The sequence below is a fragment of the Bacillus sp. PS108 genome (assembly GCF_037963335.1).
Classification (GTDB): Bacteria; Bacillota; Bacilli; order Bacillales; family Bacillaceae; genus Bacillus; species Bacillus subtilis.
This window is the reverse complement of record NZ_CP150155.1, coordinates 716,564-735,866: the sequence shown is the minus strand read 5'-3', so window position 1 is coordinate 735,866 and position 19,303 is coordinate 716,564. Positions and strand designations below refer to the sequence as shown.

Here is a 19,303-nt window from a genome sequence, read left to right as displayed (position 1 = left end):
TCTGTAAGCGCTTACTTAAATTGGATTTTATGCGCTGTGTGAGCTGTCTTCAATTTCACTTTTTTGCATCTGCCTATTTCGGACACTGCACTTTTTTGCGTATTTGTCATTTTTTTGTTACCCGGCTTGATGGTGCTGGGCCTCCGTCTTTTGAAATCCCCTAAGAGCAAAAAACATCAACACAAGCCCAAATAAACACGGGCCGTAAAATGGGATCAGGCCAGGAAGCGTATAAAGCAAATAAAGGACAAATCCGCACCCGATCAGCATACAGCCGGTTGTCAGCGGTCTCATGGCACCAAACAGCAGTGCCTGCGGAATATATTTGCGAAGCGGGAGCTGGTAATGCACATAAAGGGGAAACACATACATCAGCGCGATGATATACAAAAGCCCTGCAAGCAGCGTGCAGTTTGTTACGGCAAAGGACAGCCAATTCGTACTGGCAGAAAAATAATGATAGTTGGCAGACAATATGATCAAAAGAGCCGAAAACGCCAATCCGATCGCATTAACCTTGAGAAACTCTTTTTTATAGGTATCGAGAAATAACGGTAATACCGGGACATCCTTTTGCCCCATCAGCCATTTCCTTATAACGGCACACATCGCAGCTGTGCTCGGCGCCCATCCGAAAAGAACGCCGCCCAAAAGTGTAAACAACAGCCACAGCCCGTTGAGCCATGCTATTTTCACCACCGCTTCGCAGCCTGCATAAAGCGCATCCGTTACAGTCGTCTTCATCTTCTCACCGCTTGATGTACGGCAAAATCCCTGTAAACGGCTTTCATGGGGGCCATCTGCCGGAACCCGATTTTTCCTTTTGTTAACACAGGCCCATATGTGCTGCCGTCGTCCATCCACTCAAGAATGGGCAGACCATTGATTGAAAAGTGCACATAGCCTTTGTCTTTGATCAGCTTCATACGATACGGAGAATCAGCGTCGTCTGGAGAAGGCAGCGGATCGGCCCCCATTGCGGCGAGGTGGAAACCGCGGCTTTTTCTTAAATTGCAGGTGCGGAACGCTCTTTCCTCCGGGTATTTTCTGCGGAAATACGACAGGTGGAGGGCATTGATATCTCCTGAATGATACTCAGGATATGTTCCTGTTCTTTTCCTGAGACTTGTGTCAAACAAATCCTCGCCGCGAATACCCGCAGCGGCAAAAAACAGCATACACAATCCCGGCTGCTCGATCGGAGAGAAGTCCCATGTCACAATGATGCCGTCTGGAAAGGTTTCCGGACACCAAAAGACAAAGTGCGCTTCGTCCTGGACATGTGACAGGTGCAAGCTGTGATCGTCAAATGAGATCTGTCCGCCTCCCTCCATCCGCCAGTCCTTTACATCACTAACTGACCGGAGCGGATTGTGGTACAGGCACGCGCCTTCCTTATACATGTTCTTTCCCCTCCCGGCTCACAAGATGGTCCTTAAGCGGAAGTCCGAGCTCTTCAATGCCTTCTGCCACAAGCTTCGCAACCTCCATTGCACCTTCTTCCGAAAAATGCGTATTGTCCTCAATGCCGTCCGGGTAATTCGGATGTTCATTCGGCTGAAACCAAACGAACAATCGCTTCGACTCCTCCGGCCCGTATGCTTCATACAGCACCTTTGTTTTCGCAAGCAGATCAATCACAGGTACATCGAGCTCCTTCGCCAGTGCTTTCATCGCATCGGGATACTCACCGAGCGTATGCTCGATCCGTCCGTTTTCATCAAAGCGGCGGCGCTGCACCGATGTGACGAACACAGGATGCGCGCCCTTTTCGCGTGCCGTATCTGCAAACAAGGTAAGAAACTGCTGAAATGTGGAGTACGGCTTCGTCCCCCGCGGTTTTTGGTCATTGTGGCCGAATTGAATCAACAAATAATCGCCTTGTGTGATGCGTTCGGCAATTGCTTGAAGCCTTCCTTCCTCCACAAAAGAATTGGTGCTCGCTCCACCTTTGGCATGATTGCGGACCAGCACACCTTCAGAAAACAATTGCCCGAATACCTGCCCCCACCCCGCCATCGGCGCTTCATGAGGCGGGCAGTCACTCACAGTGGAATCTCCCGCTAAAAATACTTGAATCGGTTTTTTCATCACATGTTCTCTCCTTTCACGGCGTTTCCTGATACATTTGCCTGAAGACACCCGGCGGCATGCCGACCTGTTTTTTAAAAATCCGGTTAAAGTAATTGTGGCGGTAGCCGACTTCTTCTGACACGTCATGAATTTTTTTATTCGTATTGACCAGCAGTTCTTTCGCCTTTTCGATTCTGATCTGGGTCACATAATCGATAAAATTAATGCCGGTCACTTGCTTAAATGCCTTGCTTAACGTATATGAATTCATGCCAAGCGCATCGGCACAGCTTTCCAATGAAATGTCCGCCATATACTGTTCGTGAATCATCGCAATCACACGTTCTGCCAGCTGCTTTTGCTGTCTGTTTTTTCTGCCCTCAAGCTTGGAAAGGTAAGGCGTCACCACTACATCCATCAGCCAGGCCGCCGCTTCATTAGGTTCGCGCAATTCTGAAATATCAAGAAACGGATTCCGGTGCTGAAATAATTCGCTGGGATTGAGCCCGGAATGCAAAATATCCTCCTGAATGCGGGAAAACAGCTGAATCAGGGCGGAATGCACATGCCTGTCTATGGCTGCCTTTTCCGCCAGTTCCCTCATACATCCATCTATCAGTTCCTTGGCTTCCTGTTTTCTTTCCAGCCGGATGGCCTGAACAATTTGTTTTTCCATCTCAAAGGGGTAATAAGGAGCGAACTGCTCATTCTGAGGAAAGTCGGCCTGCAAATCAATGACCTGATCCCGGTTAGCAAACTGCCTGCGGGATTTGCCGCTTTTCACATTCTGAAATAAAGAAGGAATTTCCGTGATACGCTCCGTTTTGCTGCTCAATGTCGAGGTCAGGCATAGTCCGGTTACATCCCCAAATTGGCGTGCCAGCTCCGTTATATACGCCTTCAGATCAGAGCTGTTTGTTTTCATCACAAGAACGGTGATAGAAAGCCGGCCGATATCAAGTATGGAGAGCTGAAAAACGCGTTTAGCCGCCAATTCCTCAGCGATATTAGTCAGGGTAAACACGGCAAGCTGTTCATCACCTTCACGGAAGATGCTTTTTTCACAGCGGAGCCCTGTCACCTGTAGATCAAGCACATGAAACACGTTTCCGCCGATGTTCCAGCCAGCCTCCTCCATCCGCAATCTGAGGCTTTCCTCGTTGTCATAGTAAAAATCCCCCTGCAAGAGGTGCTGCAAAAAACTCTTTTTCATATGGGGCGTCTGCCGCAGGAGCTGCTCTTGGAGCTTCCGGCTTTCAAGGGATAGATCCTGCCATCTCTTTTCAATCCACTTGAATTCATCCTGCCCGGACGCCTGCCATACTTTCTTCTCTCCTCCGGTAAACAAGCCAAGCAAATGCTGAATGGGACGATAGATTTTTTTTGATGCATACCATGTCATGCATACCGCCAAACCGATGCAAATGACCAGCATCACGATGATCACTTTTGATAAAAACACCATCGGCGCTGTAATAGCTGAAAGAGGCGCCGCTGACACAAAGGTCCATTGCTGATGCATCCGGTTCATTTCTCCAAAGGAGACAGAATACACCTTGCCTTCCCATTCCATCTGAAAATGGCCTTTCTCAGCAGGCTGTTTTTTTATCTCTTGAAGTAAAGTCTTTTCAAAATCTTTTTCCCCTTCATGAAACAGCACCTCTTGATTTTGATCTAAAAGCAGCGCACTGCCATCAGGATAGGGGGACAAGCTTTGCAGGATTGATTCCATTTCTTTCGGATCAACCGCCAGCATGATCACGCCGAACGGTTTCTCAGCCGCGCCCGGAATGAGCTGGATCAGCATCGCTTGATTTCCCGACCGTTTCCAATAAATGCTGTGGTCTGTGGCAAGCAGCGAGCGATACTTGCGAAGGCCCTCTTGTTCTGTCAAAGCGCTGTATTCAGGGCTCAGCACAAGTGGCCGGGGGCTGTTCAGAAAGATGGAAGCCTGCTCGATCAGCGGCTGCTGATCCCGCAAAAGAAACAGCTTTTTCGTTAATTGATAGGAGAACGTATAATCTTTCTCCAAATCCCTCTCGGCCAATCCGTTCATCAGTGAAGAATCGTAGGCCATCTGGGTGAGAGCCAGTTCAAGCACTCCCAGCTTCTCATCCATTCGGCTGACCTCACGCGCCACCTGTGTTTCATGCGATCTCTGCAGCTCTTTCTCCACCTTGTCGATCGAAAGAAAGTAGATTGCGCCGCCAGTCAGCAATCCGGGAATACAGGCAATCAGCAAAATGAAGACAAAGTTTCTTTTGAAATACGTTCCCTTCCAGCGAGAAACCCGTTCCTTCTGTTGAGGCTGTTTTTTCATCCCTTTCCCCCCGCCGCTGTCTTTACTGATACACGCGTTTTTTCGTTTTCAAAACATCAGCAAGAAACGTCAGCGCAAGTCCCTGCCCCCATCCTTGTATTCGTTTGTAAGGCACCTGTTTGTATCCTTCGGCATTTTTCATGACGGCTGTCCCGGCTGATACCTTGCTGACCCGTCCGTCCTCTTCCACCGCATCCAAAATGGCGGCAAGCGATTTCTGCACATATTTTGTATACAGCTTTCCGCTCGACATCAGAGCAGAAGCAATACCCGCTGATGCCGAAACCTCCAGATAAGAATCCGGATCATCCAAAATCGTATGCCACAGCCCTGATTCATCCTGAAGCCGGACAAGCGCGCTCAGCTGGTCTCTGAGCGATCCGTCGATGATCATAAAGGAAGGATGTGTCACCTCAATAAGGGGGAGCGCCTTTGCCATCGTGAGTGCCGCCCAGCCGTTCGCTCTGCCCCAATAAATCCCCGACAGATGATTTTGCGCTTTGTTGTCCCAGGCGTGGTAGTACAAATTCGTGACAGGGTCCTGAAGCACATCCTCATGTCCGTGAAACTGGCGCAGGCCGTCTTCAAAATAATCCTCACGCTCCATGATCCGCCCGATTCTCAGCATAAACAGCCCAGCCATCATCAGCGTATCCGCCCATGCCTGTTCAGGGAATACGTATTCTGCTGCATTCACCGTATGCTGAAGGATACCCTCGCCAAAGCGCGGCGCCTTATGCAGCACATATTCCGCCATTTCGGCCGCTGTTTCCAAATACACGTCATCACCCGTCACCTTGTGGAGGAACAAAAGCGTATGCCCGATGGAAACTCCGTTGATCGAAAGCGGCGGCAGCCCATCCTCCAGCTGTTCATCCACCCACGTTTTTAACAGATTGATATATTCCTCGTTTTCCGTCGCTTCATAGGCCTCCGCCACACCGTAAAACGCGACGCCGCCCGGCCAATCCCACGCAAAATCCATCTGAAATGTCCGTTTCACGATCCGGTCAATAACGGACGTCACCTTTTCATCATCAAAGATAAGCTGTGCCATCTGCAACACTCCTTTTTATTTTAATCCGGTCGTACTGATGCCCTGAACGATATATTTCTGAAACAAAAAGAAAACAAGAATCACAGGCAATAACGAGACGGCCGACATGGCAAACATCGCGCCCCAGTTCGAAGCCGACTCTGTATCGAGAAAAAGCTTCAGCGCAAGTGAAACAGGGTAAAGCTCCGGCTTATTCAAATACAAAAGCGGCTGAATCAGCTCCTCCCACTTCCAATAGAAGGAGAAAATCGCAGACGTCGCAAGCGCGGGGGCAATCAGCGGGAGAATGATCCGCCAAAAGCAGGCAAAGCGCCCGCATCCGTCGATTCGCGCGGCTTCATCCAGCTCCTCGGGAATCGTCCGGATAAACTGGATCATCAGAAAGATAAAAAACGCATGCCCGAAAAATTGCGGAACGACAATTGGTTTAAAGGAATTCAGCCAGTCTAATTTCGCAAACATAATATACTGCGGAATCATCAACACTTCATGAGGCAGCATTAACGTCCCCATCATGCACGCAAACCAAAATTTTTTTCCCTTAAACGGAATACGCGCAAATCCGTACGCAATGACAGCCGATGACAGGACGGCACCGATTGTTGACAGTCCGACAATGATCGCCGAGTTTTTAATAAACGTCAGAAACGGCTGTCCCGCGATACCCTTCCACCCTTCAGCATAGTTACTGAGAATAAAAGGGTCGGGAATGAGAGAATGTGAGGTTGTAAAAATACTGGCGCTTTCTTTAAACGAGCTGACAAACAGCCAAATGACCGGGTACAGCAGCAACACCGCCAGCGTTGCCGTAAAAACATGGAACAGTATGCGTTTGGGACTGACGCGCCCGGCTTTTTTTCTTTCTAAAACCGGGGCTTTTCTGACAGGCTCGTTGACCGGCTCCATCCGTCATTCCTCCTTTGACTCGTAATGAACCCAATATGACGATGTTTTAAACAATATGAGCGTAATCAGCCCGACAATGACAAGCATGACCCACGCCATCGCCGATGCGTAGCCCATTTGAAAATAGTTAAACGCACGCTGGAACAAATAGAGCGAATAGAGAAGTGTCCCGTCAAGCGGCCCGCCCTCGCCCTTCGAAATGATATAGGCAGGTGTAAATGTCATAAAAGCAGAAATCGTCTGCATCACTAGGTTAAAGAAAATAATCGGTGTAAGAATCGGAAGCGTGATCTTGAAGAAACGCTGCACCCGATTTGCCCCATCCACACTTGCCGCTTCCAAATACGAAGACGGAATGTTTTTCAGCCCGGCCAGAAAAATCAGCATTGACGACCCGAACTGCCAGACGGACAGCAGAATCAATGTCCACAGTGCACTTGTCGGATTCTGGTACCAAAGAATTTTTTGATCAATCCCGACAAAAAACAGCAGCGCATTGATGACCCCGTCATTGCCAAAAATATTGCGCCACATAATCGCCACGGCGACGCTCCCGCCGATGATCGAAGGCAGATAAAAGAGCGTTCTGTAAATGGCCGTTCCTTTTGCTGCATTGTTTAAAATGACAGCGATAAAAAGCGCGAAGCCGAGGCGGAGCGGAACCCCGGCAAGCACATACGTAAATGTCACCTTCAGAGACTGCCAATACTTTTCGTCACCCGTAAACATTTCCTTAAAGTTGTCGAGCCCGATCCATTTCGGCGCCGTAAACAAGTCATAGCTCGTGAAGGACAGAAACAGGGACGCCCCCATCGGGATCACCGTAAAGCATAGGAACCCGATGATAAACGGAGAAATAAAAGCATATCCCGCCAGATTGTCTTTTCTTATACTCCGGCTTTTTTTCATTGCGTCAGCCCCATTTCCCGTCAATTATTCCTCTCTAATATCTCATTGGCCTTTTTTCGGAACGTTTTGGCGGCTTTTTCCGGCGATACCTTCTGATACAGAATCTGATCTGACGTATCCTTCAGCAGCTTGATGACCTCCGCGCTTCCCACAGGCTCTGGCGGATCGGCTTTGCTGATGTTTTTTGACGCGGTTTCTACATACTCCACGATGTTGGCTTCTTCCTCATTCAGCTTCGGTTTAATCGCATCCGCCACCTTGTCGGAGACTGGAACGCCTCGCTCGCCTTTAATCAGCTGGTTCGCTTCCTCATTATTCACGAAGAAATTAATAAATTTCGCTGCCTCTTTTTTATGCTCAGAGCTTTTCGGAATGGAAAACAGCATACTCGGCTTCAATGTCAGCGCCTTTTCCTTCATTTGCTCCGGCGGCAGATAGAGAGACAGCGGCGAGTCTGTCAGCCGGGCAAAGCCCAAATATTGATTGGAGTAGTTCCATGTAATCGCTGATTTGCCTTTGACGATAAAATCGTCTTCCATCCCTTTAATCTGTGCGCTTTCATCAGGTGTTGGGGACGTTTTCGCTTTCACCAGCCTCAGCTGCCGTTCAAAGTAATCGACAAACATCTGATCATCTTGATACGCGAGGCCAGTGCCGTCTTCTTTATAAAAGCGCTCACCCTTTGTGCGCAAATAATAAGGGAAGAAAATATCAGGCGGATGCATTCCGTTGGAACCGTAGACACCGGCTTTTTCCTGAAGATCATACGCCAGCTTCTCGTAATCCTCCCACGTCCAGTTTTCCTGATTGATAGACACACCGGCTTTTTTCAGCAAATCTTCATTGGCAATCACAGACAGCACGTTGACACCTAGCGTAAATCCATAAAGCTTATTGTCGATTTTTCCGCCCGACAGCATATTCTCGTCGATTGAACTGACGTCAATCGTCCCATCCTTTGTATACGGCGTTAAATCTTCCAGCTGGTTCTTCTTTCCGTATTGGGCTAAGTAAGCGGTATCCATTTGAATGACATCAGGAAGCTGGCCGGCGGCAGACATGGGCGCAAGCTTTTTCCAGTAGTCATCCCAGTTCGCAAATTCCGCTTCAATATGGACGTGAGGATTCTTTTTCTCGTAAAGTTCAATTACCTTTGTTGTATAATCATGCCTTGGCTGCCCGCCCCACCACGCGATTCTGAGCGTAATGTCTTCTTTTTTCCCCGATGCCTCTTCGCCCACAGAACATCCGCTGAAAATAAAGACACAGACAAGCGATAACAGAACGTAACAAATCTTCTTCAAACCAATCCCCCCTTTAATGTAAGTGCTTACATTTTATTTTAAAGCGTTCGGATAAGGCGAAACACTCAAAAAACAGTGGCGAAAGTCAAAAAAACAGAGATGGCTATCCTGCGGAAGCGCCTCCCTGTTTTCTTCTGAATTCTGACGGTGTCAGACCGGTATATTTTTTAAAAACAAGACTGAAATACTTCGGATTATCGCCAAACCCGATTTCTTCAGCAATTTCTGATACACTCGCATCCCGCCTCATTTTCATCTGTTTTATCGCATGTTCAAGACGCACTCGTGTAACATATTGTGAAAATTTCTCGCCTGTTTCCTGCTTAAATAACTTCCCGAGATAATCAGGATTCATAAACAGCATATCCTTCGCCGCCCATTTTAAGGACAGATTCGGATTTCCGAGCTCGTCGGCAATAAGCCTGATCATTTTTGAAATCACTGCGCTCCCATGCAGGTCACCAGACGCTTCAGCTGTGTCACGAAACAGCTGCCCCGCGTGCCGGAGTTCTCCCGCCTGACTGATGGCCATCTTGCGGTCCGCAAAAACCTTCGCCGCCTTTTCAGCGGCGTTCTCCTCTACGGCGAGCACTGTCCATTCTCCGCTGCTGCAAACCGCTGTCAGTGCCGATCCGAGTGCCTCTCTGGCTACAGCATCAATAGATTGTTCCCCTTTTAAGATCAAGAGGCGGATCTTTTTTCCGGCAAGTGAAGGCGGCGGAGACAACTGGGCTACACCTGCGATCAAGCCTTCCAAGTATTGATCGGCTGCAAAGGAACGGATATGGTCCAGCTCGTGTTTCAGATGGGCTGTTTTCTTTTTGTGCACATCTTGCCGCTTCAGCTCAGCAATGATTTCCTCCAGCGAGCTGATAATCTGCTGTTCATTGCAGGGTTTCAGCAAATAATGCTTCACCCCATATTTCATGGCTTCCTTTGCGTACTCAAACTCTCCAAACCCGGACAGGACGATAAATTGCACCGACGGACTGATGGCTGACACCTTTTTGATCAACTCAAGCCCGTCCATGCCGGGCATTTTGACGTCTGTGATGACGATATGCGGCTGCTTATGTACAATCTTTTCATATGCTTCATGTCCGTTCTGCGCTTTACCGATCAATGAGGCGCCAAGCGACTCCCACTCAATGATTCCTGCCATTCCATCAAGGATAATCCTCTCATCATCAGCCAGCAGTATTTTATACATCACACCACCTCATTTCGGCACGGTATTGTGATCACAATCCTCGTCCCCTTTTCATGCTCACTATGAATCCGCAAGCCGTATGGCTCTCCGAATGTCAGGCTGATGCGCTCGCGAATATTCCAAAGTCCGATTCCTCTTCCGCCCGTTGATTCAAGAATCCGTCCATCCATGCCAGGGCCGTTATCTTCGACCGTAATACAGACACATTCCTTTGCCTTTTTCGCCTGAATCCGGATGGCGCATGGCCTTGTAAAGGGTTCAAGCGCGTATTGAATCGCATTTTCCGCAAGCGGCTGGAGCGTCAGTTTCGGAATGAGGCAATGCTTCACCTCATCGTCAATATCCAACGTGAAATTCAGGCGCTCTTCAAATCGAAATCGCTGAATGGTCATATAGTGACGTAAAATGTCCGCCTCCTCCTGTATGGTCACGATATCCTTTTTCATATGTATGCTGTTTCTCAGAAGAAAACCGAGCGATTCCACCATTTTTGAGATTTGCTTTTGCTGATTCGCCTTGGCCAGCCAATTGATGGACTCGAGCGTGTTATATAAAAAATGCGGATTGATCTGGGCTTGCAGTGCTTTCAATTCGGTTTCTTTAATGATGAGCTGTTTTTCCACATTTTCTTCCATCAGCTCATTAATCCGTTTCATCATGACAGTAAAATGACGGTTCAGCATGCCGGCCTCATCCTGTGTATGTTCCGGCAGAGAAAGCGACACACCTGCTTCAATGCCGCCGTGCTGTACCGATTTCATCGCGGTCACAAGCTGTTCAATCGGCTCCGTGATGCTGTTGGCGATTTTCCTTCCGAAAAGCAAAACCACACAGAAAAAGAGGAGAAAGCATGTGCCGATCACTGTTTTCATAAAGGAAATTTTCGCGAACATCTGATCAAAGGGGATAACGTTATAGTAGCTCCAATTTTGGTAGGATGATTGAAGATAAGAAATAAAGTAACGTTTGCCATTCTTTTTTATCAAGTCATAACCGGGGTGCTTCAGCGTCTCTTTTGCTGCCTCAGGAACATGCGCTGATGCATGTGCCGTATACACCAAATTCCCGCCTTGGTCAGCAATCATAATGTCTCCGACTGAATCGCCCCAATCCTTCGGCACATCACGAATCATTTGTTTTACATTGACTTGGATCAGCACCATGCCCAAGCCGTTCAGACTCAGCTGGTGATAGGACCTGATCTGCCGTGCTGAAATCAGGACAGGATCTGACCCGCCGAGCGTCATCCAAAGATTTCTTCCATTTTTCGCTTTCGCTCGCTTAAATACCTCTTCCTGCTCCTGCTGCAAAAGATCTGAAGAACTGCTTCCGGCTGAATACTCTGAGCCGCGGGCATCAATCAAATGAATGGAATCGATGTACTTTTCATCACTGGCATATCCCGCAAGCTGATCCCAAAGCTCCTGCTTCATTTGATATTGATCATACGTATCATCCCGATTTTGCATGCTCAGGATGCGCTGAATCTGTTCGTCTGTAATGATTTCATATGACACATCCTCTATCTTCTTCAGCTCGTCTTCGATCCTTTCAGAAGACATGCGAAGCACCTCCGAGGACTTGCGGTAAATCTGCTCATCATACACATGAAAGGCATACTGGACCCCGCTGTATACAAATAGAAAGGATACGGCCATAATCAACGATAGAAACACAAACAGCTTATCCTTAATCTTCATCCGCCTGTACCAGCCAGCAACTCTTTTCTTCATGCCGCCTTTTCTTTCTCCTGCCGCTGATCCATTGACCGAAACGCTTTAAAGGACAGCTTCGTTAAGATCAGGCTGAGTAAACTTCCGCTGAAAAACAATAGAAACGTGACATGAAACAGAACGAGACAAAGCACACCGACAGCGCCCGCTGCCATCAAAAGTGTCACCGCCGGACGGCTGAAAGCAATCAAAAAGCTGATGCTCAGCACCTCTCTGATTTTTACGTCAAAATGAGAAAATACCGGGAACACATACAGCACAACAAACGCGAAAATCAAACTAATGCTCAGGAATACATTGACGAGCACAGGCTGGTCCATCTGAGCCGCTATCCGCATATCCGCAAACAGAAACAGGGCAGCCGTCACAACGATAAGCCCGAGGATCTGTGATGCCCGCCATTCCTTTTTAAACGTCCGAAAAAAGACAGAAAACACCGGGGCATCTGTATTCCCCTTCGCCCATTCTCTCGCCACTGTAAACATCGCGGCAGTAGCGGGCATCAGCCCAAACACAACCAGGCCTGCAAGAGAAAACAAAATCCAAAGCACATTCAAATAGGCCAATCTCATCACCCACGTACAAAAACGATTCAGCCCATTTGTCACACTGTGTATCATCAACATCACCTTCCTGCTTCGGAAAACGCTTTCATTTTAAAGTAATATGTATTTCTCCTTTCGAAAGAAAATTCCTGCCGGTCTGTGAAAATTTCGACATGATGAGAGACGGCAGCAGCCTTATCTTTTCCTGTAACGCCGGATGGCATTATCGATCAAATATCCGGCAATGGCTCCGAAAATGACATTGAATCCAAGCATTCCGAGCGCAGCCCCTTCCCAGCCGCGTACATACACGAGGCTCTACCAGATCAGAAACACACCAAGGACGATCAGCCCGGCCAACATCCATTCCGGCCGACTTTTGTCAGGAAATCTCATCCGCATCAAAACGGATACGCCAGCAAACAGACAAGCCGTCACGATCCCTGTCACAAATAATATTGCCCACACATCGCCTGCCCTCCCTTTTAGAAAAAGACAAAAAAGCCCCCTGCAAAGGACGCTTATTCTGCCGTAATCTCTTTCTCAAACAAATGATATCCGGACGCATCAGCACCCATGAATTCATATCCCATACGCCGATAAAAGGAATGCAGGGCGTCGCTATCAGCGACACAGTCAAGCCGGATCCGCGTTTTTTCCGGAAAGTGTATGCCCGTCTCCGCCCATTGAAGGACGCGGGCTCCAAGCCCCTGTCCCGCAAACCGGCGGCTTACTGCGAGGCGATGCAAATAAATGGACTCCTCATGCCCATCGTCTCCCCAAAGCGCCCGGTCCCACTCGCTCGGTTCAGGCAGCAGCATCACGACAGCCGCAAGCTCTTCATCTTTTTTAAACACAAACACATGTCCCTTTTCAATTGACCCCGTGATATCATGTATATCTTGCCCTTTTAGAAGTCCGCTCCATTGGTTAGAACCCCGATCCCGGAGCCATTCAGCTGTTCGGACGAGCAACCCGGTAATCGATTCTGCATCCTCATAGACGGCCGGACACGCGTAAAATCCATCTGCAATCGTTTCGTTCTCAATCTTAAAAGCTGACATAAAGGCCTCCCAATCAAAAAGTAAGCTTGCACACACACCTTGATTATAATGCAGACCAAACTGCAAAAACAGACCATTTTCTCTGTATGTAAAAGGGTGTATGAAAGAGAGGCCAATCTGCCTATTAGAAAATCTTCTTTTTATCCCGTTCTTCTTTTAAAATTTCAACCGCTTCTCTGAAGCGCATAGAGTGTACGATTTCACGCTCACGCAAAAAACGCAGGGAATCGTTTAAATCAGGATCATCCGAAATATCAATCAGCCATTGATACGTCGCCCGCGCCTTTTCTTCTGCGGCAATATCTTCGTATAAATCGGCAATCGGATCGCCCTTCGCTTGGATATAGCTCGCGGTAAACGGCACGCCCGCCGCATTATGATAAAAAAGCGCGCTGTCGTGATTGACGTAATGATCGCCAAGCCCAGCTTCACGCAGCTGCTCCGGTGTGGCGTCTTTTGTTAACTTATAGACCATGGTCGCAATCATTTCCAAATGGGCAAACTCCTCCGTGCCGATATCTGTTAAAAGGCCGATGACCTTATCAGGAATCGTATAACGCTGGTTCAAATACCGGAGAGCTGCGGCCAGCTCGCCGTCCGCTCCGCCATACTGCTCAATCAAATACTTCGCCAGCGTCGGGTTGCACGTACTGACCTTGACAGGGTATTGCAGCTTCTTTTCATACACCCACATTCAGGCATTCCTCCTTATACTTGCCACGGCCATGGCCCTTTTCCCCAATCCCAATCCTTGCCCGCGGGGCTGTTGCCGAACTGCAGAAGCGGTCCGTAAGAGGATTCGAACTGTCTTTTTAAGTGCCTTGAATAGCCGGAATATTGATTGAATTGCTTCAGCGCATCTTCATCATGAGGATGTGTATTTAAATAAAGACTCAGCTCAACAAGCACAAAATCAGCAGCCTGTATTTGCTCAAGCTGACGATAATATTCGGCGTCAACCTTTTTTGCCATGTGCGTCTCCCCCTCGATAAGGGTTTTCATAAAAATCATAGAGATCCTTCCAAAGGGTGCCTTTCCTCAAAGCCTCCATCGGCGAAAACTGCTCCATGTGCTCAGGCTGAAAGGTCATATAAAGGTTAGGGGGCGTTCTGTAATATTTCTTCCCTATGGGCGGACAGGGATCAAAACGGCTGTGAAAGGGCGTATATGATTTGACAGGCGTAAACGGCTGCATATCCTTCATTCCGGCTCCTCCTTTCTCAAAAACAATGACCTTAATAGGTATGAGGCAGGAGGCATGATTATGACTAAAACACGACTTAGCTTTTTCAATAAGAAGACCTTCGGAAGCGCCGAAGGTCTTTCTAGACTATTCAGTCCAAAATGAGGTCAGTGTTTCCAATATGCAGCATGAGCAGCCGCAAACTCTGACAGCGAACGAGGTTCTTTTCCCGTCACACGCTTCACTGTATCCGTTACCCGATGTTCCGCACCATGGCTGATTGCCTCATCAAGCTTCGCCATAAAATGGGCATAATCCGCGGGCAAACCTCCTGCCTCCATTTTATGCTGCAGCTCGGAACGAGAAATGCTGACATGCTCCACCCGGCGTCCCGCCGCAGCTCCAATGATCTCCGCCGCTTCGGCATAGCTCAGCGCCTCGGGACCTGTCAGAATATGATGTGTTTGATGAGGAACATCATCAATCAAAGCCCTGACGGCTGTTTCTGCGATGTCATCAGCGTCAATAAACCCAAGTTTTCCTTCACCCGAAGCCGTTGTGATGCGCCCCTCCGTTTGAATAGACATGCGATGCTGGACATTGATGAAATTTTGCATAAAGTATGAGGGCCGCAGCACCGTCCATTCTGGAAACTCGCGCACTGCCTGGTGAAGCGCGCCAAACACGGGACCGTTCTCGGAGACAACAGACGCACTTTGCATCACTACCCGCTTTGCGCCGAGACGCTTTGCTTCCTTTAAAAAGGGAAGCACATAGGGAGCCGGATCAAGTACACCAACCGGAGCAACAAGATAGATGTCTTTTACCTGTTCTAGAGCAGGCGTAAAACTGGAGGCATCCTTCCAATCAAAATACACATACTCCGCGCTTGCAAGCGCGCCCTTTTTTCGGCTTGCAATACGCACTCTGTATCCCAACTTTATTAAACGGCTGGCGATTCGGCTGCCGACTGTGCCAGTCCCGCCCGTGATTAAAATCGGATTCTGTTTCATCATTTCCCACTCTCCTCTGTTTGCAAAAATGATCCTCCAAAGGCCTCTTTTACAACAAGCGGATTCCAATAATCCTTATAACGCACAATGCGGCCATCTCTCGTTTCGATGACACTGATATAACTTTGGCGATAAGGCAGCCCAGTCTCAACCACATGGCCGTCACATTGAAACTCCGCAATCATCGTATTCGTATCTGCTGAACGGTACACTGTCGGAGCGGTAAATGAAGAAAGATGAATCTGCTTAGGATAATCTTTAATATAATCGTAAATGGCCGCTTTTCCTTCTATTCTTTTTGGTGATCCCTCCGGCGCATAAGGGAACTCAAATACAGCATTCTCATCCCAAAGCTCCGTCCAGCTCTTCATGTCCTTCTCAAGCATATAAGCCATAAACTTTCTCAATGTTTCACATGCTTTTTCAAACTCATTCATCAACATTCATCATCACCTCATTTTTATTTCTAGACTATTCAGTCCAAAAAGTACATACATGGGCAAAGAATCCTTTACCACATGTTAATCAAGCACTGATAAACTCACGTCAACATGGTCCTGAAGCCGATCCATATCTGCCGTCACTTTTGCAATAAATGTCAGTGACAGCCTGCTCTGATTCAGGTACCGGGCAAGCGCAGATATATCAGTATCTTCGCCATTCAATTCTCCTTGATCCTTCGCTCTTAAAAGCCCGTGATAAAAAGCGTCCTCAAGCTGCTTGGATTGTCTTTCAAAATACCGGGCAAGCTCAGGGTCATGCGGGATCTGTTCAATCGCGCTGTTAATAATGTAGCACGCCTTCGCCCGTTCCGGATCTCTCAGAGCATTGACACCCTCCTGAAAAATATCACGAATGGCTTCCTTTACAGATCCTGGCGCTTCAAGCCTTTCCATAACGGCAGCGTTTTTCCCTTCAAGATACGATTTCACAGCGGACAAAAACAAATCACGCTTCGTTCCATACGTATCATACAAACTTTGGCGCGCAATGCCTAAATGAGAGAGCAGATCCTGAAGAGACGTTCCTTCGTAGCCATACTCTCCAAAAACCTCTATCGCCCTGTGAAGAACAAGCGCCGTATCAAATTCTTTATTCCTCCCCAAAAAATGATCACCTCCTGAAACAAATGTTACCATTTTTCAGACTGAACAGTCAAGAAAAAAGCTAAAAAAACACTCTTGATCTGCAAGAGTGTCCTCTTTTTATCATCATCTTCTTTATTTATAACCGTCTTTTCCCCAGTGGCCCATATGGTGATGATGGTGGCCATAATGACCATCATGATGGTGGTGATGATTATCCTTTCCAACATGGTGATGATGGTGATGAAGATTATCTTTTCCATCATGATGATGGTAATAATAGTGGTGATGTCCATCATTTTCATGGTGCATGCTCGGATAGCTTCCAGCTCCCGGAGAGCCTCCATAGCCGCCGCTTGGGTAACCGCCGTACCCACCATATCCCGGATAGCTGCCGACTCCTCCATGTATGCCGTGATCTGGGTAGCCTTGCATGCCATAGCCCGGGTGGCCTCCATACATGCCATAGCCCGGATAGCCTGTGCTTTGCATGCCATAGCCCGGGTGGCCAATACCAAAGCCCTGATAATGACCAAAACCAGGTCCGCCATACATATGTCTTGTATCAGTCATATTCACTCTCTCCTTCACATAGGTTACAGTCCAGAGTATGAGAATATCTTATAGATCGTATAGGCGGCCGCCTACATACAGCTAAAACAATTTCCGGGACAAAAAAAGCAGGCCATAACAGCCTGCTCACTCCTTACTCACCTAAATCAACGTTATGATATACCTGCTGAACATCTTCCAAATCTTCTAATGCATCAATTAATTTTTCAAACTGTTCCTTTGCATCATCCGGAAGCGTTACTTCACTTTGCGCAAGCATTGTCAGCTCCGCTACTGTAAATTCCTCGACACCCGCGTTTTTAAACGCCTCTTGCACCGCATGGAATTGATCAGGCTCAGCATATACGATCACGCTGTCATCCTCTTCTAAAATGTCACGTACATCAACATCCGCTTCCATCAGGATTTCAAGCGCTTCGTCAGCCGTTTTGCCTTCCACACCGATTACAGCCGTCGCATCAAACATGTAAGCAACAGATCCGCTCACACCCATGTTTCCGCCGTTTTTCCCGAACGCCGCACGCACTTCCGGCGCCGTACGGTTTACATTATTCGTCAGCGCATCAACGATAATCATTGATCCGTTCGGCCCGAAGCCCTCATAACGAAGCTCATCGTAATTCTCTTCCGCTCCGCCCTTCGCCTTCTCGATCGCACGTTCAATGATGTTTTTCGGCACGCTGTAAGTCTTCGCACGCTCAAGCACAACCTTCAGCGCCTGGTTGGATTCCGGATCAGGCTCGCCCTGTTTCGCCGCCACATAAATCTCACGGCCAAACTTCGCATAAATCCGACTCGTATTTGCGTCCTTAGACGCCTTCTTCTCTTTAATATTGTTCCACTTACGGCCCATGATGTTCCACTCTCTTTCATATATATCAATCTAAATACTGTTATTCACTTTATCCATTATACCTCAAATGGTTTGGTTGTTTCGAGTGTCTTGCGTTAGAAATAGAAGGAATGCCGCGATGTGGAAAATGGAACGTCTTCCGTAAAGCAAGAAAAAGCCCTAGCTAAGGGCTTTCTTCTGATCACTAAGTTTGTAAGGGGAATGATCGATAAACGTCGTATTTCGATCTGTTGATTCCTTAAATCCGCCGGAGTTTGTCAGGGTTGGAAACGACATGCTTCCGAAAACTAGAGTAACAGCCAGACACATCATCACTTTTTTCTTAATAGGCATATAAACACTCTCCTTTTAGAATATCTTCTTGGGCTTTTAGCACTTTCCGATAAAACGCAGCAGCTTGTTCAAAGTGACAGCTGCTTTCAAAAACAGCGGCAGCACTCCGGGCACATGCTTCAATGTAAGCGTGCAGGTTCTTTTTTTCGAAATAGCTTAAAAGATCATGAATTTTTCGTTCATCAACAGTCTCCTTGTACACGGCCTGCAAGAACAGAAACAATTCTTTATAAAATTTGTGAGAACGTGCTGTGATATGGTCTAATCCTTCCTCTATGAACTGAAACGCCTTCTGTGTTTGGCCCGCTTTACATAATGTCCAGCTTAACCCAAACAAGACTTTCGGAAGCAGATCAGGGACTTTCTCTCTGCTTACTTTCGCCGCTTTTTGGAAATGTTCTACAGCCATCTGATCGTCTCCTGATCTGTCATAGCTGTTCGCGATGTTCAATAGAGAAATGGCGATAAACCTGTCATTTTGAATGTCCATTGCCAATTCCAGCGCCGCCTCTAAATGCGGGAGCGCTTTATCATAGTGTTTGAAATCATCATAGTTGCCGGCGATCACAAACAAGCTTTGTATCGTTCTAATGCTGTATAGGGGATGGTTTTGATAAATGTCCAAGGCTTGAAGAATATGGTGCATCGACACATGGGTTTGCTTCATGTGATAATACGCTTCGGCCACTTTAAAATGGAATTCGGCTTTCTCAATTTCATCAGACACAATCGGCAGTTCTTTCTCCGCCTCGCGATAATACCCGATCGCTTCCACATATTCTTTTTGATCAAATTCATACATGCCGCGGAAAAACAAAGAGTAATATTTCAAAAGGCCTGTGAGTTTTTTCTGAGGGGTCTCAATCGTTTCAAGAAGCTCTGTCACTGTAGGGCGATTCCCGTATGTTTGTCCCGGCTCCAAATAATCAAGCATCAGCTGGTGACGAAAACACATCAGAGAATAATAGATCAGCAAATCCTGGTCTTCTTCCATCTGCTGAATGTCCTGCTCCACCTCCGCTTTCAGAATCTCAGCATCCGGAACACTGAACTGGCGAATCATTTTATACCATTCATTAATCTTAACACCTACACGCGAAGACGGTATGGCTTGACTCAACGGCTTCCCTCCTTCTCTATGA

21 protein-coding genes and 2 pseudogenes are annotated in these 19,303 nt (G+C 47.6%); all 23 read right to left on the bottom strand.

Annotated elements, in window-relative coordinates; all coding sequences use genetic code 11:
- Positions 1-117: 117 nt before the first annotated feature.
- Positions 118-744 (bottom strand): YesL family protein, encoded by a 627-nt coding sequence (locus NSQ16_RS03775; protein WP_317680173.1) that lies wholly within the window; start codon positions 742-744, stop codon positions 118-120.
- On the bottom strand, positions 741-1,403 hold the full coding sequence (locus NSQ16_RS03770; RefSeq protein ID WP_038427510.1) for a YesU family protein: 663 nt from the start codon (positions 1,401-1,403) through the stop codon (positions 741-743). Before NSQ16_RS03770 ends, NSQ16_RS03775 begins: the two co-directional genes overlap by 4 nt.
- Complete coding sequence (gene rhgT / locus NSQ16_RS03765; RefSeq protein ID WP_080477801.1) at positions 1,396-2,094, bottom strand: rhamnogalacturonan acetylesterase; 699 nt, start codon at positions 2,092-2,094, stop codon at positions 1,396-1,398. The genes NSQ16_RS03770 and rhgT overlap by 8 nt, the downstream gene beginning before the upstream one ends.
- Before the next feature lie 13 nt (positions 2,095-2,107).
- Positions 2,108-4,393, bottom strand: a complete 2,286-nt coding sequence (gene yesS, locus NSQ16_RS03760; protein WP_128441429.1) for a transcriptional regulator YesS — start codon at positions 4,391-4,393, stop codon at positions 2,108-2,110.
- A gap of 22 nt (positions 4,394-4,415) precedes the next feature.
- Positions 4,416-5,450, bottom strand: a complete 1,035-nt coding sequence (gene yesR / locus NSQ16_RS03755; RefSeq protein WP_019712810.1) for a rhamnogalacturonyl hydrolase YesR — start codon at positions 5,448-5,450, stop codon at positions 4,416-4,418.
- A gap of 15 nt (positions 5,451-5,465) precedes the next feature.
- Complete coding sequence (locus NSQ16_RS03750; protein ID WP_015252615.1) at positions 5,466-6,356, bottom strand: carbohydrate ABC transporter permease; 891 nt, start codon at positions 6,354-6,356, stop codon at positions 5,466-5,468.
- Positions 6,357-6,359: 3 nt separating this feature from the next.
- Positions 6,360-7,289 carry a sugar ABC transporter permease gene (locus NSQ16_RS03745; RefSeq protein WP_003233835.1) on the bottom strand — a complete coding sequence of 310 codons (930 nt, stop codon included), beginning with the start codon at positions 7,287-7,289 and terminating at the stop codon, positions 6,360-6,362.
- Positions 7,286-8,569: an ABC transporter substrate-binding protein gene (locus NSQ16_RS03740; RefSeq protein ID WP_015715472.1), complete on the bottom strand. Its 1,284-nt coding sequence runs from the start codon at positions 8,567-8,569 to the stop codon at positions 7,286-7,288. The genes NSQ16_RS03745 and NSQ16_RS03740 overlap by 4 nt, the downstream gene beginning before the upstream one ends.
- Before the next feature lie 103 nt (positions 8,570-8,672).
- Entirely contained in the window at positions 8,673-9,779 is a 1,107-nt protein-coding gene (gene yesN / locus NSQ16_RS03735; RefSeq protein WP_019712809.1) for a two-component system response regulator YesN, read from the bottom strand.
- On the bottom strand, positions 9,779-11,512 hold the full coding sequence (yesM, locus tag NSQ16_RS03730; protein WP_019712808.1) for a two-component system sensor histidine kinase YesM: 1,734 nt from the start codon (positions 11,510-11,512) through the stop codon (positions 9,779-9,781). The genes yesN and yesM overlap by 1 nt, the downstream gene beginning before the upstream one ends.
- Complete coding sequence (locus NSQ16_RS03725; protein ID WP_019712807.1) at positions 11,509-12,138, bottom strand: YesL family protein; 630 nt, start codon at positions 12,136-12,138, stop codon at positions 11,509-11,511. The genes yesM and NSQ16_RS03725 overlap by 4 nt, the downstream gene beginning before the upstream one ends.
- Positions 12,139-12,252: 114 nt before the next feature.
- Positions 12,253-12,582 (bottom strand): annotated as a pseudogene (locus NSQ16_RS03720) (YesK-like family protein).
- Positions 12,579-13,121, bottom strand: coding sequence for a GNAT family N-acetyltransferase (locus NSQ16_RS03715; protein ID WP_019712805.1), 543 nt, complete (start codon positions 13,119-13,121; stop codon positions 12,579-12,581). The pseudogene NSQ16_RS03720 and the gene NSQ16_RS03715 overlap by 4 nt, the downstream one beginning before the upstream one ends.
- 124 nt (positions 13,122-13,245) lie before the next feature.
- Positions 13,246-13,815: a spore coat protein CotJC gene (gene cotJC / locus NSQ16_RS03710; RefSeq protein WP_003233850.1), complete on the bottom strand. Its 570-nt coding sequence runs from the start codon at positions 13,813-13,815 to the stop codon at positions 13,246-13,248.
- Between the two features lie 14 nt (positions 13,816-13,829).
- Positions 13,830-14,093 carry a spore coat protein CotJB gene (cotJB, locus tag NSQ16_RS03705; protein WP_003219491.1) on the bottom strand — a complete coding sequence of 88 codons (264 nt, stop codon included), beginning with the start codon at positions 14,091-14,093 and terminating at the stop codon, positions 13,830-13,832.
- Complete coding sequence (cotJA, locus tag NSQ16_RS03700) at positions 14,077-14,325, bottom strand: spore coat-associated protein CotJA (protein WP_003219489.1); 249 nt, start codon at positions 14,323-14,325, stop codon at positions 14,077-14,079. The genes cotJB and cotJA overlap by 17 nt, the downstream gene beginning before the upstream one ends.
- A 129-nt stretch (positions 14,326-14,454) precedes the next feature.
- A pseudogene (locus tag NSQ16_RS03695) lies at positions 14,455-15,320 on the bottom strand (NAD-dependent epimerase/dehydratase family protein); the annotation flags it as partial.
- Complete coding sequence (locus NSQ16_RS03690) at positions 15,317-15,760, bottom strand: nuclear transport factor 2 family protein (protein ID WP_019712804.1); 444 nt, start codon at positions 15,758-15,760, stop codon at positions 15,317-15,319. The gene NSQ16_RS03690 and the pseudogene NSQ16_RS03695, both read right to left, overlap by 4 nt.
- A 78-nt stretch (positions 15,761-15,838) precedes the next feature.
- Positions 15,839-16,423 carry a TetR/AcrR family transcriptional regulator gene (locus NSQ16_RS03685; protein WP_003243181.1) on the bottom strand — a complete coding sequence of 195 codons (585 nt, stop codon included), beginning with the start codon at positions 16,421-16,423 and terminating at the stop codon, positions 15,839-15,841.
- 114 nt (positions 16,424-16,537) lie between these two features.
- Complete coding sequence (gene yeeK, locus NSQ16_RS03680; RefSeq protein WP_019712803.1) at positions 16,538-16,975, bottom strand: spore coat protein YeeK; 438 nt, start codon at positions 16,973-16,975, stop codon at positions 16,538-16,540.
- Positions 16,976-17,108: 133 nt separating this feature from the next.
- The gene (locus NSQ16_RS03675; protein WP_003233863.1) at positions 17,109-17,828 is read right to left on the bottom strand and encodes a YebC/PmpR family DNA-binding transcriptional regulator; all 720 of its coding nucleotides are present in this window, start codon (positions 17,826-17,828) and stop codon (positions 17,109-17,111) included.
- 159 nt (positions 17,829-17,987) lie between these two features.
- Positions 17,988-18,161 carry a phosphatase RapH inhibitor PhrH gene (gene phrH, locus NSQ16_RS03670; protein WP_015715465.1) on the bottom strand — a complete coding sequence of 58 codons (174 nt, stop codon included), beginning with the start codon at positions 18,159-18,161 and terminating at the stop codon, positions 17,988-17,990.
- The gene (gene rapH / locus NSQ16_RS03665; protein ID WP_339232572.1) at positions 18,151-19,281 is read right to left on the bottom strand and encodes a response regulator aspartate phosphatase RapH; all 1,131 of its coding nucleotides are present in this window, start codon (positions 19,279-19,281) and stop codon (positions 18,151-18,153) included. Before rapH ends, phrH begins: the two co-directional genes overlap by 11 nt.
- Positions 19,282-19,303 lie beyond the last annotated feature (22 nt).

What these genes read in the sequence shown, in the direction of transcription:
- cotJC (WP_003233850.1), bottom strand. Translation starts at nt 13,815, where the DNA reads ATGTGGGTGTATGAAAAGAAGCTGCAATACCCTGTCAAGGTCAGTACG.
- phrH (WP_015715465.1), bottom strand. Translation starts at nt 18,161, where the DNA reads ATGCCTATTAAGAAAAAAGTGATGATGTGTCTGGCTGTTACTCTAGTT.
- NSQ16_RS03725 (WP_019712807.1), bottom strand. Translation starts at nt 12,138, where the DNA reads ATGTTGATGATACACAGTGTGACAAATGGGCTGAATCGTTTTTGTACG.
- yesN (WP_019712809.1), bottom strand. Translation starts at nt 9,779, where the DNA reads ATGTATAAAATACTGCTGGCTGATGATGAGAGGATTATCCTTGATGGA.
- NSQ16_RS03770 (WP_038427510.1), bottom strand. Translation starts at nt 1,403, where the DNA reads ATGTATAAGGAAGGCGCGTGCCTGTACCACAATCCGCTCCGGTCAGTT.
- NSQ16_RS03690 (WP_019712804.1), bottom strand. Translation starts at nt 15,760, where the DNA reads ATGTTGATGAATGAGTTTGAAAAAGCATGTGAAACATTGAGAAAGTTT.
- cotJB (WP_003219491.1), bottom strand. Translation starts at nt 14,093, where the DNA reads ATGGCAAAAAAGGTTGACGCCGAATATTATCGTCAGCTTGAGCAAATA.
- cotJA (WP_003219489.1), bottom strand. Translation starts at nt 14,325, where the DNA reads ATGAAGGATATGCAGCCGTTTACGCCTGTCAAATCATATACGCCCTTT.
- yesR (WP_019712810.1), bottom strand. Translation starts at nt 5,450, where the DNA reads ATGGCACAGCTTATCTTTGATGATGAAAAGGTGACGTCCGTTATTGAC.
- yeeK (WP_019712803.1), bottom strand. Translation starts at nt 16,975, where the DNA reads ATGACTGATACAAGACATATGTATGGCGGACCTGGTTTTGGTCATTAT.
- NSQ16_RS03675 (WP_003233863.1), bottom strand. Translation starts at nt 17,828, where the DNA reads ATGGGCCGTAAGTGGAACAATATTAAAGAGAAGAAGGCGTCTAAGGAC.
- NSQ16_RS03715 (WP_019712805.1), bottom strand. Translation starts at nt 13,121, where the DNA reads ATGTCAGCTTTTAAGATTGAGAACGAAACGATTGCAGATGGATTTTAC.
- yesM (WP_019712808.1), bottom strand. Translation starts at nt 11,512, where the DNA reads ATGAAGAAAAGAGTTGCTGGCTGGTACAGGCGGATGAAGATTAAGGAT.
- yesS (WP_128441429.1), bottom strand. Translation starts at nt 4,393, where the DNA reads ATGAAAAAACAGCCTCAACAGAAGGAACGGGTTTCTCGCTGGAAGGGA.
- NSQ16_RS03750 (WP_015252615.1), bottom strand. Translation starts at nt 6,356, where the DNA reads ATGGAGCCGGTCAACGAGCCTGTCAGAAAAGCCCCGGTTTTAGAAAGA.
- NSQ16_RS03775 (WP_317680173.1), bottom strand. Translation starts at nt 744, where the DNA reads ATGAAGACGACTGTAACGGATGCGCTTTATGCAGGCTGCGAAGCGGTG.